This is a genomic window from Saccharothrix sp. CB00851 (assembly GCF_001905065.1).
Taxonomy (GTDB): Bacteria; Actinomycetota; Actinomycetes; order Mycobacteriales; family Pseudonocardiaceae; genus Actinosynnema.
This window is the reverse complement of record NZ_LWLC01000047.1, coordinates 14,729-32,991: the sequence shown is the minus strand read 5'-3', so window position 1 is coordinate 32,991 and position 18,263 is coordinate 14,729. Positions and strand designations below refer to the sequence as shown.

The 18,263-nt window shown below is 68.0% G+C and carries 8 protein-coding genes; 5 read left to right on the top strand and 3 right to left on the bottom strand.

The window, feature by feature from the left end; all coding sequences use genetic code 11:
• Positions 1–15: 15 nt before the first annotated feature.
• From A6A25_RS36305 to A6A25_RS36290, 4 genes are all read left to right on the top strand, one after another.
• Positions 16–1,098: a hypothetical protein gene (locus tag A6A25_RS36305; protein WP_143193636.1), complete on the top strand. Its 1,083-nt coding sequence runs from the start codon at positions 16–18 to the stop codon at positions 1,096–1,098.
• A gap of 306 nt (positions 1,099–1,404) precedes the next feature.
• The gene (locus A6A25_RS36300) at positions 1,405–1,674 is read left to right on the top strand and encodes a hypothetical protein (protein ID WP_143193635.1); all 270 of its coding nucleotides are present in this window, start codon (positions 1,405–1,407) and stop codon (positions 1,672–1,674) included.
• Positions 1,675–1,701: 27 nt separating this feature from the next.
• A complete protein-coding gene (locus A6A25_RS36295) occupies positions 1,702–2,301 on the top strand; it encodes a recombinase family protein (protein ID WP_143193634.1) in 600 nt (199 codons plus the stop codon).
• Between the two features lie 12 nt (positions 2,302–2,313).
• Entirely contained in the window at positions 2,314–2,802 is a 489-nt protein-coding gene (locus A6A25_RS36290) for a zinc ribbon domain-containing protein (protein WP_073898081.1), read from the top strand.
• Between the two features lie 295 nt (positions 2,803–3,097).
• Here the strand turns inward: A6A25_RS36290 and A6A25_RS36285 are convergent, their stop codons facing one another.
• The 3 genes from A6A25_RS36285 to A6A25_RS36275 are packed head-to-tail and all read right to left on the bottom strand — an operon-like array spanning position 3,098 to position 17,268.
• Positions 3,098–9,076: an AAA family ATPase gene (locus A6A25_RS36285; protein ID WP_143193633.1), complete on the bottom strand. Its 5,979-nt coding sequence runs from the start codon at positions 9,074–9,076 to the stop codon at positions 3,098–3,100.
• Positions 9,077–9,085: 9 nt separating this feature from the next.
• Positions 9,086–11,536: a hypothetical protein gene (locus tag A6A25_RS36280; RefSeq protein WP_073898078.1), complete on the bottom strand. Its 2,451-nt coding sequence runs from the start codon at positions 11,534–11,536 to the stop codon at positions 9,086–9,088.
• Positions 11,533–17,268 carry a DEAD/DEAH box helicase gene (locus tag A6A25_RS36275; RefSeq protein ID WP_158073883.1) on the bottom strand — a complete coding sequence of 1,912 codons (5,736 nt, stop codon included), beginning with the start codon at positions 17,266–17,268 and terminating at the stop codon, positions 11,533–11,535. The genes A6A25_RS36280 and A6A25_RS36275 overlap by 4 nt, the downstream gene beginning before the upstream one ends.
• 729 nt (positions 17,269–17,997) lie before the next feature.
• Here A6A25_RS36275 and A6A25_RS44410 point away from each other — a divergent pair.
• Entirely contained in the window at positions 17,998–18,138 is a 141-nt protein-coding gene (locus A6A25_RS44410) for a hypothetical protein (protein ID WP_158073882.1), read from the top strand.
• The last annotated feature ends 125 nt before the right edge of the window (positions 18,139–18,263 follow it).

Sequence of the window (18,263 nt, the reverse complement as noted above, 5' to 3'; positions counted from 1 at the left end):
GCGGAGGGGCGGTCGTTGCTGCGGCGTCTGGTCGCTCCGCTGGTACGGGCCGGGTGGTCGGAGGTCAGCGCCGAGGAATGGTACGACGACGAAGACCCGGGCGAGGATGGGTTGGGGCCGGAGGTCACCGTCGAGCTGGAGCGGTCGGGCTTCCACCTCTTGGTGTCGTGGCATCCCGCAGACGTTGAACTGGTCGTCGGGGACCCGACCGAAGGGTGGGACGACGGGAGCCTGTCGCCGCTGTTCCCGCTCGACGACGATCTTGTTGTCGACCTGTCCGGTGTGCACTCCCAGGCCGTTCGTGCCGAGACCGCACGCCGGGTGTTCGCGGGAGCGGGGCTGCTGGGTGCCACCAGGATCCGATTGCCGCAGGAGGCCAGCTCTCTGCGACCGGACCTGGTCCTGCTGCTCATGGCCGATCACGTTTACGACGTGGCAGAGCGTCACCGTGGGCGCGACGATACCGGAGAGGTGTTCGCCTCGTTCGGCGAGGAGTTCTCCTGGCGGATCGCCTCGGGGATGCGTGCCTACTCGTTGATCGTCCCGGTGGCGGTGCCGTCGGCCGCGGCGCGGGGCATCGCGGAGTGGTGCTGGCGCCGGGAGAGCGTGGTCGAGCAGTGGCACCACAAGGTCGGTGATCTGACCATGGCGCGTGCCAACATCGCCGCCACCCGGGCGGTCCCTCCCCACGTGCACCTCGAAGGCGTCGACTGGCCCGCCGTGCGCCTGTCCCTGACCCTCCCCGGTCGACGCTTGGCCGACGGCCGCGCTCTGGCCGAGCTGTTCGAGGAGGGCTGGGAACCGATCCTCGCCTCGATCCACGGCCAGGTCGACCTGTGGCAGCGCGTGGAGGATGAACTCGGCCCGCAGACCGTGCTGGCGTTGCTGAGCATGCACGGCTCGCGCACCGAGTCCGTCGGCGACTGGTGGGGCTCCGGGCACTACGAAACCCTGGCGCTACCGGCTCGGTGTCGGAGATGTTCACTGACGCGGGCCGGTCGCCGACATCGCCACCCACAGCCCCGATGCCCTCGACGACAACCTGCTGCGCTGGCTCACCCGCGCCATCTTCGACGAACAATCCCGGTGACGCGCTGAGGGAGAACTCGACAACACCAGCGTCACCTTGCCTGACTGGGCCGTCGAACAACTCACCGAGCTGCTCACCCCCAACCGCGACGACACATCCGCCTGACCGGAGGCAGGGCCGACATCGCAGCCACGAAGCCGGAGAGGTCACTCGATCGCGGGTTGTGTCCGTGATCCCGTTGCCGGGCCGTCGACGTCGTGACGGCCCGGATCGGACAGCAGGGTGATGGTGTACGGCCGATCGGGCCTGTCCGGATCCACGTTCTGGCCGTCGTGCCAGTCTCGAAGTTCGAGTGTGGACGAGGGAGGCGGATCGTGGCGGCCTTGTGCGATCGGGATGTGCTGACCGACTGGATGGGGCTGTGGACCGAGGACGATACCTACGGTGCCCGCGGTGTCCATCCGGGACCTGCTGTGGTGGGTGGGTTGCGGTTCGCGTTCTACGGCCGCACCTCCACCATCGAGCACCAGGACCCGGAGACGTCGCGGGCGTGGCAGTTGGAGGTGTGCGAGGTGCTGGTGGCCGGGCGGGGTCGGATCGTGGTGCACTTCTTCGACGCGGGCAGGCCGCGGCGTGATCGGTGACGTGATCGTCCGGAGGCGGCGGAGTTGTTGGCGGCGATCCGGGATCCGGATCGCGGGTTCGACGCGATCGTGGTGGGGGAGTTCGAGCGCGGGTTCGCCGGTGATCAGATCCAGCACATCGTGGCGTTGTGCCGTCGGTACGGGGTGCAGGTGTGGTTGCCCGAGGCGGGCGGCCCGCTGGACTTGGACGACCCGGAGCATCGGGCGTTGATTCGGATGTTGGGGGAGCAGTCGCTGCGTGAGGTGATCCGGGCCCGGCATCGGGCGATGGCCGCGATGCGTATCCAGACCCGTGACCACGGTCGCTACCTCGGTGGCCGTGCGCCGTACGGCTACCGGTTGGTGCCCGCGGGTCCGCATCCCAACCTGGCCGAGGCCCGTCGCGGCCGCAGTGTGTACCGCCTGGAGCCCGACCCGGACACCGCGCCCACGGTGCGGTGGCTGTTCACCGAGCGTCGAGCCGGGCGCAGCGTGCAGGACCTGGTCGTCACACTCAACCGCCAAGGTACGCCGTGTCCGGCCGAGCATGACCCCGAGCGCAACCAGCATCGGACACGTCGTCGGTGGACCGCGCAGTCGGTGGCGTCGATCCTGGCCAACCCGCGCTACACCGGTTGGCAGGTGTGAAACCGGCAGAGCGTGGACCACGACCATCACACTCCCAGCGAGCGCAGGCGCCGCCGCGTCACCAGGTGGAACCCGAGCAACCGCTGGGTCGTCTCCCGGCAGCGCTCCCACGCCCAACTGGTCAGCGAAGCCGACTTCGTCGCAGTCCAGCGACTGCGCTCGAACCTCCCTGACCAGGAGGGCGAGGCCCGCGAGTACGTGTTCGCCGGGCTGTTGCGCTGCGGTGTCTGTGGTCGGCGGATGGACAGTCACTGGGTGCACGGCCGTGCCGGTTACCGGTGCCGCCACGGCCGCACCGGTCCGCGTACCGAGCACACTCCGGCCACGCTGTACCTGCGCGAGGACGACCTGATCACCAGGCTCGGCCACGCCTTGCACATGTTCGTGGTCGCGAGCCCGAGCCGCGTTGCCGCGCAGCTCCGCGTCCGCCATGTGATGATCGTGTGCACCGTCGACGGGGTGTCGGTCGAGCTGCCCCGCCCGATGCTGCGGGTCGCATGAACACGAAACCACGGGTCCGATCTGATAAAATCAAGATCGAACCCGTGGGGTAACACTGTGTCCGAGAGGTTTGCCCGAACACGCATCTGTGGGGAATCTCCCACTCCCTTCGAGGGGGAGTGGCTCATAGGCCCAGCTTAGCAGCGCTTTGAGGCTCTTGTGAAGAAGTGGGAGATTCCCCACTCGGACTTTCGTCCAATGAAATTACTCTCTCGAGAACCGATCACAGGAAGTAACTGCCGGTCACGTCAGATGGCACTTGCTGTACTCGTCAATCCTTCCTGGTTCGGTTTCCTTATGCGGTTGTGCCGAGAACCCTGAAGCACCTGGTGGTCAACGGGGAGAGCAGCAGATCTCCCTCGGGCGTGGAGGACAGCAACCCGAACCAGCCAGCCACCCGTCTGAACACCTCCACCTCGGATGGTCCGCGTCCCGTCAGCTCCGAGAGATCCTTCGGCGCGCACGCCCCGTCGTACTCGACGAGGACGTCGATCAGTTGCTTCGCTTCGTCCCATCCGTCGAGCCCAGCGCCCGTCTGCGCCAGAAAGCTCTTGCACCACGAGGGATCCGACTGCGCTTCGCGGAGCCCATCCAGTGCGGTGACCACCGCACGGTCTGGGTTTTCCCCACTCGACATGACCTCGGAAGCGATCAGCTCAACCAGCAGCGGCCAGCCGTCGGTGAGTCCGAGTACCTGGTCGACGTACTCGTCGTCCGCGAGCCGCTCCAAAGCCCCGGCACCACGCCAGTGGAGAGGCAAGGTGTACGGGTCGTACCGCTGCAGCGACATGACGTGGTTCTCAGCCTCCGGTGAGGCCGCCAGTTCACGCAGCCATGCCAGGTTGGGCAGACCCGCGACGAGCACTGCTGCGCGGGACGCGCCACGCGCCTGAGGGATTCCGATCCCCGCCTGACCGCCCACCGCGTACTCGTAGGCGCGCAGACACGTGCCCACCGCGGTGTGCGGGCGCAGGTCTCCGACGACCAGCGAGCGGCGGTTACCATCGGATCCCGTTTCAAGCTTCGCTTTGAACTCCTTCAGGGTCTTCATGTCGACGAAATCCACGTTGACGAGCTGGGACTGGAGCTCGTCAAGCGTGGGCACCACGTGGTCGACCCAGGTCGCCTCACTGCCGACCACCACTTTGGCGATGTTGCCCTTGCGGAGGAGCTGAGCGAGCTGGGTGTTGACCAGCGGGCGGCGGCGGTCGCCGTTCGAACGCACGGGCCGGTGCAGTTCCCTGGCCTGCCGCACGGGCAGTGCGGACCTCGGCAGCAGTTCAAGGCTCTGCGCCAGTTCGTCCCTGGTGCCCAAAGCGCGCACGACGGTCTCGTTGCGTATTCCCCTACGATCGTGGTCGGCACCCGCGTCCGCGAGGATGCCCAGTCCCGCCAGTTCGTCGAGCAGTTGGCGGAAGGCGTCGAAATCGGTCTTCTCGAAACCCGGCGGCCACGCCTCACAGCACCTGGTGAACAGCTGGGGATCGGGCATCCGCGCTTCCTGTCCGTGCTCGTAGGCGTGCAGCGCGAGGACGTTCGTGATCACCTTCGTCCGCCCGTCCAGATCCAGGGTCAGCTTCAGCGCCCTGCGCAGTTCGCGCCGCGTCTCCGCGTCCGAGAGCACGCCGACGACCTGGGAGGTGGTGATCCGCCACGGTGGAGGTGCGAGCGCGACCCGCGAGTTGCCCCGCGCCGCGAACTGGCGGTTGAGCAGTTTCTCCGCGACCAGTTGGATCAGGTAGGGCTGGTAGCTGCAGTGGAGCAGGATCTGCTGCGCGTCGTCCACGTCCAGCCGGTAGCCGAGCGCGGCGAGGGGTTCGGTGACCAGGTCGTAGGCGGGCTGCGATTCCAGCGGCCCGATCCTGAGGTGGCCGGTGGGGCTGAGCGGGCTGTTGCCTACCGAGTAGTGCTGGACGGAGTGGAGGCCGGCGAAGACGACCTGGCAGCGGGAACTCGTTCTGGTCTTCAGGTCGAGCAGCCTACTCACGTTGGAGAACTTCGGCGCGTCCCCGTCGACGAACCCCTCGGCTTCGTCGAGCAGGATCAGCAGCCGCCTGTTCGACTTCTCGTCCAACCAGCGCTGGATCGCGCGGGGAACCGCGTCCTTCAGATTTCCCTGCTGGGAGCCCAGGCTCTTGCCGACGCCCTTGTCGATCAGACGTTGAGCGAGTTCGCCCCACACCAGGTCCGGGTTCTCGTCGATCCCCGGCAAGCGGTCGACCTCGAACCACACCACTACGAGGGTCTTCCCGTCTGCTTCACTCTCGACCTCGTGCATGAGGGCGCTCTTGCCCATACCGCGTCCACCGTAGATGATCGAAGGAGCATTGCCCGGCTTGAGCAACCACCCCTTCTCCTGTTCTCTGCCGTAGAACATCTCGGCGGGGACGTCCGCCGTCTTCTCCGACCTGAACGGCTGCGTCGCGCTGAACGGCAAGCTCAGCCTGACGAACGCGTCGTACTTCTTCCGGCGGGTCGCGATCCAGGTGAGCAGCGCGTCGTCGAGCAGCACAGCGGCCCGCCTGGACGGGTCCCACCACAGTGCCGCCAGCTCAAGCCGGCTCTCAGCCGAGAGAGTTCCCAGGTAGCAGACGATGAGGGGGAGTGAGGACTGGTCCGCTTCGCGCCACTCGTCCAGTTCTTTCATGGTCGGTTCGTTCCACACCACCAGGAGTCGGTAGCGACCTCTCGCGATCGACCCGAGTGCCGGGACCGGGGAATGACCCGTGATTGACGCCTCGACTTCGAGGTAGCGTCGCCCTCGGGCCCACACCTTGAAGGAGGTTGTGCTGTTCAGGTGGTCGACGTTGGCCGCGCGGATGTCCAGACCCACGAGTCGGAGCGCGGGCAGGAGGACGTCGGGTACCAGACTTGGCTGCCACCCGCCTGTGAACGCCGCGCGCAACCGGAGCCAACCCGCGAGCCCGTTCGCGACCTCATCGCGGACGGCCTCCGGAAGCGGCTCGACGGGCAGCGCCGGATGTGCCGAGCCGTCGCGCACAGCCGAGATCAGCTCGTCGTCGATGCCTCCCGCGAGTACGTCGACACCTGTGGGGTAGAACGCCTCGAAGTCCTTCTCCTCTCGCTCGTGGAAGAAGTGGTCACCGCTTTCCAGGTGCGCGAGGTCGTCCTCGGCGAGGTCCGTCCTTCCCCGCGCGATGCGGTCGCGGATCTGGCGAGCTTTTTCCTCCGGGCACCGGTCGGCAAGGTCGTCCAACCGCTCGTGCAAGCGCTGTGCCTCCGCCTGCCGCAGCCGGTCGATCCGGCTCTCGACCGCGCTGAGCACCTGGGATGCCGTTTGCACGTCGCCGTCAACCTCGTCCAGCACGCTCAACGCGTCGTCCACCAGACCGACCAGCTGGGCTTCGGTCACCGCGTCGAGCGACACCGAGAGCTGGAGGGCGACGTCAGTAGCGGCGAAACCGCCGATATCCGCCCTGAGCAGCCGGCGCCGAGTTTCCCTCAGGTCCGCCTTGAGCCGGGTTACGCGCTCCGCCCGGATCTCCGCGAGCCTGGCACGCGCCTCGCGACGCTGTGGCTCCTGGACGACGGCGATCAAGGCGGCCCCGGTCGCGAAGTCGTCCGCATCGGCTTTCGCCAGAGCGATGGCCACCAGGTCGCAACCGGTGTCGGGGACGTCCAGGAGTTCGGTGGCCCGTTCCAGGGAGCTGCGTCCAGGGGGGATCACCCGCACAGCGGCGCTGTCCCAGGAGGCGCCGGACAGCGAGAGGAGCGGGAAGTCCAGTACCGGGAACGGAACCCGTTCCACCGCAGACGCGGCCACGTTCCCGCCGATGAGGTCGGCAAGGCGGGTGAATGCGGCTCGCGCGGCACGGGCGGCAGCTGCGACCAATGGTGCCGGGTCGTCCTCGTGCTCCGCGATCAGGCCGGTCACGGTCGCGACCCCGGTGAGCAGGGTCGCCTTGAGCTCGCCGAGCTGGAGTTCGTCGTGATTGTTCGCGCTTGAGGCGCCGTGCCGCTCGCAGGCTTCGACCCAACGCTCCACGGCAGCGACGTCCTCCCGCAGGGTTGACAACATCTCCTGCCGGACCGCGCCTGAGATCACCTTGCCCGCAGGCGGTCGGTGAGCCTTGTCGTCGGTATCGATGAGCCGTTCGAGGGCGGACGTCTTGTTCAGCTTGCCCAGCACCGCCTTGACGGCTTGGACGTGTGCACGACGGTCGTCCGCCGCGGCGAGCAGGACGTCGCCGAGAGTGCGCGGTTCTTCGGTCGGAAGAGCGCTTGACACACGCAGGCGCGCCAGGACGGCGGCACCTCGAGGAAGGCGCACCTGCCGGTGGACACCCGCGCGTTCGCGGGCGTGCGCGGCGGCGGTCAGCACGTCATCATCGGCTCCCGCCGAAGCCAGGGCGGCCACTCCTCTGCCCGCGAGCATTCCCCTGCGGACCGATTCGCCTGCGGCACGGGCGAGCGAGCCTGTGTGGTCATCCATGTGGTCGGCCAGGTCGACGAGGAGGTTCCCCGCGCTGTAGCTCCCCGTTACCACGGCGGCGGTCAGCCCGGCCGCGGTGGTCAGCGACCTCGCTGCGTTCCCCTCGACGAGCAGGGTGGCCTTCGCGGTCCTCATGAACTCGTCGAGTTCCGGTTCGCGGACATCCCCAGGACCGGTCACCGAGAAGGCCAGCGCAGCCAGTCCTGCGGCTTCAGCCAAGGCCGGATCGTGCGGCTGTAGCAGGTGGTGTGCCAGGGCGAACTGCCCGTGGTCGAACCAGGCCACTGCTTTCGCGACGACGGCGGGATCGAGGCGATCGGCGGAGGTGGTTTCCGGACGCGTGTGATCCTGTGGTTCCGCGGCGGGCGGTGAAACAGGCGCGGCGGACCGGGACTGCGCAGACCTCACCGCACGGCCCTTGGCAGCCTTGGCGGACAGCGTGGCGTCCGGTGCTGGAGGTGCCTCCAGCACCGGCGATCCTGATTCCGGTGACGACTCCGGTAGGTCGGGAGCGACAACCGCGTCCTGTGCGCTTGGCGCCTCTTCGGCGGAGGTCGGTGTCACCGCGTCAACCGCAGCGGCAGTGCCCGCTTCAGTGGGGATGACCACCCGGCCGCGCACAGCGGCGGTCAGCAAAGGCAGGACCTCTTTGGGCGCTGTTTCCCTGAGCTGCTCATACCGGACCTCGACCTGCGAGTCGTCGCCGTCGTCCTTTGCGGCGTCGAGCGCCAGGCGCACGACTGCGGTGAGCAGGTCAGCATCGGCGCGGTCTTGCTCCGTAGCGGGTGGCCAACGGTCGAGGACACCATTGACCAGAACCAGCACGACCTCCAACGCCTTGGCCGCACCAACAGGGACTTCCGCGGCCAGCAGTCTGCGGATCATGGCCGCCTCGTCCGAACGGGTTATCCGCTGCACGGCCGCGTCGATGGAGTCGAGCGCGGGCTGGACCTCGTGGGCGGACCGTTCTTGCAGCGCCGACGCCACCTCGAGCAGCTTGTGCCTGACGGCTGTGAGCTCGGCCAAATCGGACTCGGTAGGCGCCAGCCCTCGTTCCAGGCCGTTCAGGACGCTGCGGCAGGTCACCACAGCTCGTTCCACGGCTTGGTGAGCAGCCTCCGCGAGCTGGGCGGGTGCGCCATCTGCTTCCTCAGGACCGCCTGCCACGGTTTCCCAGAACGTCCGGATCGCGGCGCGCGAGGTTCCTTCGACGAGCAAGAGGTCGAGCGCGGCTGCGTCGTGCTCCTCCAACCAGGTCAGCGAGACGGCCAAGAACGGGGAATCCGGTTGCGGGCATAGGGCGACGGCGATGGCGCGAACCAACGAGGTCGTCGTGTCCTTCCCCAACCACCCGGTCCCCTTGCTCGCCGACTCGATCAGTGCGTTCCGCACGGGTCGGGTGAGGTCGTGGGCCACTTGTCTCGCGAGTTCCTTCGACGTGTTCAGCCCACCCCGGAGCTTCACGGCGAAGTGCGCCTGCTGCTGGAGCGTTGGTCTGCGCTTGCTGTCGCCGGGGAGTCCGAGGCTCTTGAACAGGCGGCGCTGCTCGGCGATCGGCAGGTCGACCAGCAGCGCCTTCCAGGTGTCGTCGTCCACTTCGCTGAGCAGCGGGTCGCACTGCTCCAACACGTCCGGCATAACTGCTTTCGCAAGTGCGCGCACCGCTCGGACGAGGGACTCGTCCGGCCCTGCGGAACCCGCATCGACGCCCCTGAGTCGGAGCGCCTCGATCAGGCGGTCACTCCGCCCTTCACTGGACAAGGTGGAACTCCTCACGCGATGCCCGTGCATCGATTTCGACAGGTTGTTGCTGGCGAACACCGGTCAGCATCAGCCGACTGTGGATGCTCTTCTACGGCACTTGCGCTTCCCGGAGGACTCCCTCACGAAGGTGATCCGGGGAGACAGGGTCGCGGGATCCAGTCCCATCTTCCGCGCGTAGAGGACCGCGAGTTCCCGCTGCTGTGGCTGCTGCCCCATCGGTACCGAGCGAAGGTGGCCTCGGCGCAGGAAATCCTCCCCGGACGACGAGACACCGCTGTCGGCTCTTGGCGCCCGGCTCGGACGATCGGCGGGTGTGGGGTGCAGACCGAGCACGAGTGCGAGGTCACTCGACGCGGGTTTCCCGCGAGCACAGGACTCCGCTTTCCACTCCGCGTCCGCTTGGTCCGTCTTCCGCGGTGTCAACCAGTCACCCTGGACATCGTCCTGGTGCAGCAGTACGCCCCAGCTCAGGCGCACTGTCCCCTGGTCGGTGATGAACTCCTCCAACGCGTCGCACACGTCCAGCGACGACGGGGGTTCGGAACCTTCCACGCGTTTCTCCGACAACACCTTCTCCACGAACGTCGTCAGAGGGATGAAGAGTTCCGGCTTGCCGGGGCCGACGCGCAGGCCGAAGGTGCGGAAGAGCTGTCGCACCAAGGACTTGGTGAGCACGCCCTCCCGGGTTTCCTCGTCGGCCGGGTCGATCAGGTAGCGCAGTAGCACAGCCGAGTCGAACAGGTAGTCGATGGGGATGCCCTCGACGTCCACCGGCTCGTCCAAGGCCGTGCTGGTCACCCTCACCTGGAAGCTGTCCGCGCTCCAAGAAGCCGTCAGGCGAATGCCGGAGAACATGCCATCGGGCCACGAGATGCCGTGGAGCTTGGCACCGTCCAAGCGTGTTCCCTGACGACGCTGCCTCGGGTCGAGTTCCGTCCCGGGATGGCTGACATCCAGTTGGATGTTGGCATCAACGGGGAATGCGGAACGCATGGCTTCCGCGACCTTCGGGGTGAGCGGCAGAGTACCGGCCTCCAGGTGCCTGGGACCAAGGACGATTTTCCAGCACAGCGTCGTGTCGTCTACATAGTGATCGCGCGCCGCCACCCCGTCAGCGTGTTCGTGCACCTCCTCGACCTGTTCCGCAGCAGAGACCTCCTCAGGTGTGCCGTCGTCAACGGCCAGGAATTCCGAACGCTGCGCTTCGTCCTCCGCAGGGCTTCCACCGCGAACAGGCTCGTCGGTGGATACCGACACGCCCGCTCCAGCGCGCTCGTCCTCGATGTGGCCGGTGGCTCCCAGCCATCCGAGTGCCAGCGGCAAGTCGATCTCCTCCAGCAGCTCCTCCGCAACGGATTCCGCGACTGCCGCACGCCAGATCCCACCGCCCTGCCAGGCATCGTCCAGACGGACGTGGACGGCGGTGCCGCTGATGGCTATGGCGCCCTCGTGCTTGTGCGTCAGGTGTTCGACCAGGTGGAGCTGGGCGCAGACCAGGGTGGTCGCGTAACGCGGTCCGCGCAGCGCGTCGGCGGGCAAGTGCGGATCCTCCGGATCGAGGACGTCCGCGCGAAGAGCAGGACCAATGGCGAGGTAAGCAGGTCGGGCGACCTGGAGGCCGAACCGGCGTTCACGAGCGGGCAGGCAAGCGCGTGCGATGACGCGGGAGAAGCGCTCTACATCGGCAGGATCGACACCACGGGTGTCCTCCTCGCCCGCCAACCAGCGCTCGTAGACCTCCGGGTGCAGGTACATCTCGCGCCAACGGCGCATGCAGGTCGCGTCCAGCAAAGCCGTCAGCACGTCGAAAACGGAGTGCAGGGTCTTCGCCAGCTCTTCCTCGTCGTCGACCGGACCCAGCTCGCGCAACGCCTCGCGCACCTCTGCTGTCCGCTGCCGGAGGAGGTGTGAGACGTAGAGTCTCGTGTCGTCCAGCTCGGCTTGCTCGTCGTTGGCGTATGAGACGCGCACGACGAGGTGACCTTCGTCGGTCAGCGTCCTTCCGAGGAGTCTGCGCAGCTTACTGGGTTCTCCTGTGCCCAGGGCTGTGGCGTCGACCACCAGTCGTTCGGTCAGCACCACACCGCCCTCTCCGTCGCTCTGCGGAGTGGACAGCGCAGGGTTCTCTGCGCCGGCGGGAGCGCCGGACAGCCACGGGGGACAGGCACCGTCCATGCTCAGCGCCGGGTGCTCACCGTGTCGGAACACGACCTCGCACAGCTGCGGCTTACCGCCGGTCGCGAGGCGGGCCAAGGAGCCGGCGGGCAGTGGGTCGACCACTGCGTTCACCGTGACGACCGGCAGCGTCTCCAGATCGAGCAGTTCGGGGCTGTACTGCCCGCTGTCGAGGTCGTACCCGAAGGCCAATGCGTTGAAGGCGAGCGGGACGCTCAGCGGAAGGCGTCGCGCTCTCGCCAGTTCGCGCAGGAAGAGGACGGTCTCCTGGAACGAGCCGAGATCGCTGGTGAGGAGGTCGAGAGGGAGCACCCCGGTGCGCGGTACCGACGTGGTTGTCATGCTCTTCCCCTCCTGCTTTGCCCACCACGGCCGGCCCGGGTGGCATTGGCAGTCGTCCTGGCCAGTTGCTCCTCGCGTACGGCGTTCCCCGCCGCCACCAACCTGTCGATCGCCAGGTCCACCTCGCGTCCGGTTACGTCGGGGTGTGCGCCGAACTGGGGCACGTCGCGGAGCCAGCGCGGCAGCGGTCGATAGGTGGACAGGCGTGCCACCCACTCGCGATCCCTACCCGTGATCACCGATGTGATCCGGCGCGCGGTCAGCCCCTTGAACACCGCGGCCAACAGCCTCGCCACGCTCGCGTCCAGCCGCGCTGCCCTCGTCGCGCTGTCGACCGGAGCGGGACGGGTGCTCCCGTGGACCAACGCGTTCAGCGGCGTTCCCTCCACGGTGCCGGGGCCGCCTTCGGCCCCGGCGCACACCGAGCACCGAACCCGGTCCGTCGCGCAGCACCCGCCGGGCACCTCGACGTTGAAGTACTGGGCCAGGCGGACGTTCAGGCACGTGCGCTCTCGTCCGAAGAACCGGTGCAGATGGTCGGCTTCGGCTCGTGCTCGCGCGATCTTCCCCTGCACCCTGGCCGCGTACGCGGCGGGCAGCACCGGTTCGACCTCGTTCACCGGGGTGCGCCCCGCCAATCGGACCGCGATGAGCATCCTGTCGTTGGGGCGCTGCGAGACGTCCAGAGCTGCGCTGTCGTGCAAGTCGCACAACATCAACCAGAACTCCGCAAGCCCCGGAACCGCCTCGGCGATCCCGTTGTGGGCGCAGGCGTGATCAACCAGGAGGTAGCCGCGCAGCGCCTCCAGGGGAGCGACCGCCTGGGACAGGTCGCTCTCGCGCAGGGGCATGCGCCTGACCGCGTCCACGACGGCTTGTGCCAACCCTTCCTCCGGAAGTCTGGTCCCCGGCCGCACCGAGACGATCGCGGGGACGTCACCTCCGTCGAGGACCACACCCAGGTCCGCGAGAGCGGTGACCGCTCGGGTGAGGCCAACCGTCCACTCCTGGACCAGACGGGTTTCTCGAGCTTGAGCGGGGGAGAGCACGCCCTTGTGGACCTCCTGCTCCAGCAGGTGCTGCACCACCGACCGCACGTCCAGGCGTCCCGTCCTCGCGATGCGCAGCACGGTGGTGCCGAAGCGCCTCAACAACGCGGGGTCGAGATCGAGCTGGGCCATCCACTCGGCGGTCCCCAAAGTTCGACTCGTGGCGTACGCCAGGGCGTGCGTGGTCACCTCCAGTTGGTCCGGTTCCTTCCCCGCCACGTCGCGACCACCACGTCCGAGTTGCTGGTAGAGCGCGGCGAGGTCTGTGGGCGGGCTGGCGCAGAACACAGTGCGCACGTCGTCCCGGTCGACGCCGAGCCCGAAGGCGGACGTGGCGACCACGACCATCCGCGCGGCGCCGTCCTGGACCCTGCCCGCCTCCTTGAACTCGAGGCTGACCGCCGCTTTGTCGATCTCGGCGAGCCTGCCGTGGAACTTGCGAAGCAGCACGGGGCGACCATCCAGGTGGTCGCGCAGGTGCGCGTGGAGCCAATCGGTCTGCCGGACGGTCAGGCAGTAGACGATGGTATGGCCGCTCTCGGCGTCGACGATCTGCTCGGCGAGTGCCGCCATCGATCGACGGGAGCCGTTCTTGATCGCGCGACGGCCCAGGGTCAGCTCCGGGCGGATCGGATTGGCCCGCACCACCGCAAGGTCCGAGGGAGAACCGACGGCTGGGCTGTCGGCGCCGGGAACCAGACCGATCAGGACTTCGTCGCGCAGCGCGTCCTCGACAGTCGGCGTGGCGGTGGCGGTGAGGGCCTGGAGGACGAGTTCTCCAGGCCCGGCCATGGTGCGCAGCTCCCGCAGGAGGGCACCTGCGCGCCGGAAGCTGGGCCTGAAGTCCTCGCCCCACTGCACGTAGGTGTGTGCCTCGTCGATGGCCACCCGGCGGAGGGCACCTGAGCTGACCCCTCGTTGGAGCGCCTGCCTGAACCTGGCCTGCGCGAGCCGTTCGGGGCTCACGTAGACGATCTTGATCCCGTGTCGAGTGTCGCCGCTGAGCGCTTCCACCACCTCGGTGCGGCCGGTCCGGCTGACCGACTCGGGGAGGCTCGCCACCAGCGCGCGCACCGCACCACCGATGGTGTGGTTGAGACCGAGCGCCTGGTCGTGCATCAGGCTGATCAGTGGGCTGACCACGACCGTGACGCCGGGGAGCACGAGCGCGGGCAGTTGGTAGCAGTAGCTCTTGCCGTACCCGGTCGGCAGGAGGGCGAGGCTGTCACGACCGGCGGCGACGGCCCTGATGACATCGCGCTGCTGTTCTTTGAGCGTGCGGGGCTCACCGGCGAGCAAGCTCGCCACCCGCTCGCAGCGGCGGACGACCTCGGCTTCGAGCGTGCCCGCGAGCCGGTGCGCGGAGACTTCCTCCTCGGTCAGCTCCAAGGCGCGGATCGCGAGCGTGGCGGGCAGTAGCGTGTGCTCGTCCAGAGCACGGGTGGTGGTTAGCTCTGCGACCCGGTTCCGGGGGAGGACACCTGCCTCGGCCAGGAACGGCCAGATCCGGGCCCACGCCTGTCGCATCGTGACCACGTTGCCCCCGGCGGGTTCCCCTGTGTCGGGGTCGGGAAGGAGCAGCCCTTCGTCCAGGCTGCCGAGGAAGACCTGCCGGTAGAGCCTGCGCAGTGGCAGGTCTCCGGCCAGCTTGCGGTCGCTGATGACCACGACCCCCCGTCCGAGGTGGTTGCGGATCAACCGTCCGACCGCCTGGCGCAGGTCGAGCGCGGCCAGCGGCAGGTAGTAGGTCGCGTTCGCGTGCTGGTCCGGATCGTCGAGCCCTTGCTCCTCGGCGGCCCTGCGCACCGATTCGCGCCGGGCGGCGATCACGGGGTCGGTGAAGACGGGGAAGGGCAGCTTGTTGATCCACACCAGGTTGTTGCGCCCCGGCTCGCTCACGTCGACGCCGGTCCACAGACCGCGGGTTCCGACCAACACTCCACCATGGTGCGGCTCGTCGCCGGTGAACTCGGCGACGGCGCGCGCCGTGCCGAGCACGACCTGGTTGTGCACGGGCACCAGACGGCCGTCCTCGGCGTGCAGCAGGCCCAGCTCGTCCGCAATACCGCCTGCGGTGTTGCGGCTCGTCGTCAGCACCATCGCGCCATGCATCCACGGTCCGGCGCTTCCCAGGTGTTCTTCCCCGTCGTCCGCGAGCCTGGTCACCTCCCTCGTGAAGCCCGCTATCTGGTGCGCGACCGTGCGCATGGCCTGTCGCGGTTGCTCCGCCCAGGAGGGGAAGTCGGACAGCGCCACCAGACGGGCCTGGGTCCGGTAGTCGAAGGGACCGGCCAGTTCCAGGACGTCCGCGTCGGGCAGTCCGAGTCGAGCGCGGGTGTAGGCCCACCGGTCCGCTCCCGGCGTCGCGACCGTCAGGGTTGCCGAGAGCAGCGCCATCCGCTTGAACGACGACAGGAAGCTCTGCCATGTCGGGTCGTTCGGCAGCTCGATCGGACTGGCGGCGACGCGGACCCGGTAGTGGGCGAGGCCGCGACGATCGAGCTGGCCGGTCTCCGCCGCGAAGACGACGCGGTCCGGAACCACTGGGGACGCCTCGGCCCTGGGCAGACCGACGATGGTCAGCTGCACCGCGTCGGACTCGTCGGTCGCGCTGTCCTCGGCTTCGTCCAAGTCCGCGTCCGGGGCGTCGAAGCCACCGGGGGACTCCTGGGGCTCCTGGTGGTGGACGAGGTCGGCGGGGAGCAGGCCGAGCAACGTGTCCTGGAGCTGTTCTGCGTTGCCGCGCAGGGAGGACAACCGCTGGAGGGCGGCGGAGAGCCGCTGGAGGTCGAAGACGTCGACCACTGTCCTGGCCACGTCGACCAGGTCACCGAGGCGGGCGAGTACCCGTCCGGACTGCCCGACGAACTCACCCATGATCCGCCCCACGACACGTGCGTCGCGCGCCGCCTTCTCGCCGGTGTGGGGACTGGCCAGGGTGAGCGTGCGACTGCCGATCTGCGATTGCCCGGCTCGGGTGTCCATGATCCGGGACAGGGTCCGGCGTAGCCGCCCTTCTCTCCACCACTGGAACAGCTCCGCCAGCGCGGTTTCGGTCGGTGCGGTGAGCTGGGGCTGGCGCAGGTCGGCGAGGAGGTGCTTGAGGGAGGCGAGTACGTCGTCGACGTCGTCGGCGGTCAGTTCGGCGGACAGTGCGTCCGTCGCCGCGTTCTCCAGCGCGTGCGCCTCGTCCGCGATGAGCAGCGTGGCGTCGGCGCGTGATGCCAACTCCTCCCAGTGCGTCAGCAGTAGCGCATGGTTGGCGATGACGAGCCGGTGCGCGGACAGGGCTTCCCACACCTCGTCGGTGTGCGCGGCGAGTGGTGTGCTCTTCGGGTCGCGCCACTCGCCGTGAGCGGACTGGCTGAGGCTGGCAGCCCACACCGGCAGGGATGAGCCGCAGTAGGCCTGGAAGAACGCCGGGAGGTCGACGGGATCGGTGCTGTGCGCCGCCCAGCGGTAGGTCTTGCTGCGTTCCGGGTGAACGAGGCGGAGCAGGAGGAAGACGAGCAGTTCGCGGAAGCGGGTGAACTCGGCGAAGCGAACAGGTTGCCCGGCGCCTTCCACATCGGTACTGGTGGTGTCGGCGAGGGTGTGGACCAATCCGCGCAGGCTCAGCCGGTTGCCCGAGCCCTTGACCACGTCGGTGGTCTCCAGGAGACCCCCGATCTTCTTCGCCAGCTTGGCCAGCTCATTCGCGAGCTGGCTCTGCAACTGCTTGGTGTGGGTGGAGATGATCGCGCGGTGCTCCGGGTCGGTCACGAGCCAGGTAAGGGCCGCGGCCAACGCCGAGAGGCTCTTGCCCGTGCCGGTGGGTGCTTCCACGAGAACCGGACGGCCCGCACGCGCGGCGTCCGTGATGGCCTGGGCGACCTGTTCCTGCGCGGGGCGGGGTTCCATCCGGCGCTCGTGCAGCACTTGGGCCAGTGCCGAAGGGGTGAGGCCGTGCCGGTGGTCGAGCAACTCGGCGGGCACCACGAGCGGCCTCCGCACAGGTCCACGGCGGGGGCGTTGTTCTGCAAGCAGGGTGTTCAGCAGCTCACTGATCTCGGCCACACCGGGTCGGACACCGGTCCTCGGCGGGGCGGGGAGGAGCGCGAAGACGAGTCGCCACGCCGGGCTGTCCTTGCCGATCAGCAGGAGCAGGTCTAGCAATCGTGGGTCGAGTTCTACGACCTCACGAGCGCAGGCGGCCAGCAGGTCGGCGAGCAGAGCGGCGTGGGCCACGCCGCGGCGTTCGATCCCGATCGCGTCGGCGAGTTGGGTCAACTGGTGGCTGCGCGCGGCGGGCCACAGGCAGTTCGCCAGGTACAGGCCGTCCACGCGCGCCGCGTCGAGCGGCTTGAGGTTCGTCGAGGCGAACGCCTCGTCCAGAACGGGGAAGTCGAGCTGTTCGCCGTTGTAGGCGACCAGGACGTCAGCGCCTTCCGCCCACTGCGCGAATTGGGACAGCGCGTCTTCGACTGGGATCGCCTCGACGGAGTGCCGCGCCCGGCGGTGGGGTGGCACCTCGTGGCCGTCGGACAGCTCCAAGAACCTCTCGAAACTACGACCTTCCGCCACCCAGTCGACATCGTCGCCGGTCTTCACCGCGCCGATCTGCCAGATCTGCCGCGTCAGCGCTCCGCCGTCATCGATCTTGGCGCGGACGGAGGTCTCCAGATCGATCACGACAACGCGCACAGCGGCGTTCTTGTGCCTGCGAGGTGACTGCGTCCGGCGATCGGGCCCAGCACTTGTGCTTTCGGTCGCGTACGCGGGAGGGGTTTGCGGCTTGTGGGCGGTTCCAGAGGCTCCCAGCAGGGTGAAACTGCCATCCGGCTCCACGAGGAGCTCACCAGCTTCGCTCGCTCGGCGCAGCATCGCCCGAGCCGCCTCGGGGGCCGAGGGGAGGTGTGCTTTGGCGAGAACGCCGCAAACGTCCTCGAGCCTTCCCTGCACAAGCCTCGCCTTACGGAGCAGTCCCATCAAGCGCGTCGCCAAGTTGGTTCAGCCAACCCTTCGTGCAGAGTTACAGAGCGTAATTGGTCGGTGACTTAACGAACGAGGTGGCCGTGATAGACGCATCGATCGCGACCGCGCACTCACAACCGCCTGCCTTCCTCAAAGCGCCGTCGCCCAGTAGAAGTGGGGTACACGTACGGTGGAACCGGGGTGTGTGCGAATGATCGTGAACCCCTTGCAGGTCGTTACCTTCAGCTGAAATTGGTCTCTAAAGACCACCCGAATGGCCCATTTGGGCCTCAAGTTCGACGCGATTGCGCTAAGATCCTGTCTCGCGTAGCGTCGAGCGACATACCCTGATCCGGGTCGCGGTTGATCGATTGTCGTTGCAGTTTGGTGCCGATGAACTGTGCGCCTGGGCTGACCGGTTGATTCCGGAGTTCAAGGCGTCCGCAGGGTGGTGGTCCGGTGCCGGTGGACGACCGGACGGTGTTCACCGCGATCGTCTACGGGCTGCCCAGCTGGCGGGTAGCGGGAGTTGCTGCCGTCATTCGGGCGAGTGTGCCGACCGCGCACCGCCGGTTCACCGTGACCAGGGCAGCGTTGTGACGACGGCTGTACGAGATCACGCTGGATGAGCTGGGTACCGGGCGGGTCGACTTGCCGCGGGCGATCGTGGACGCCGCCCAGCAAGGCTTTGTTAGATGCTGCTGACCTGGCGGTTCTGTGAGGAG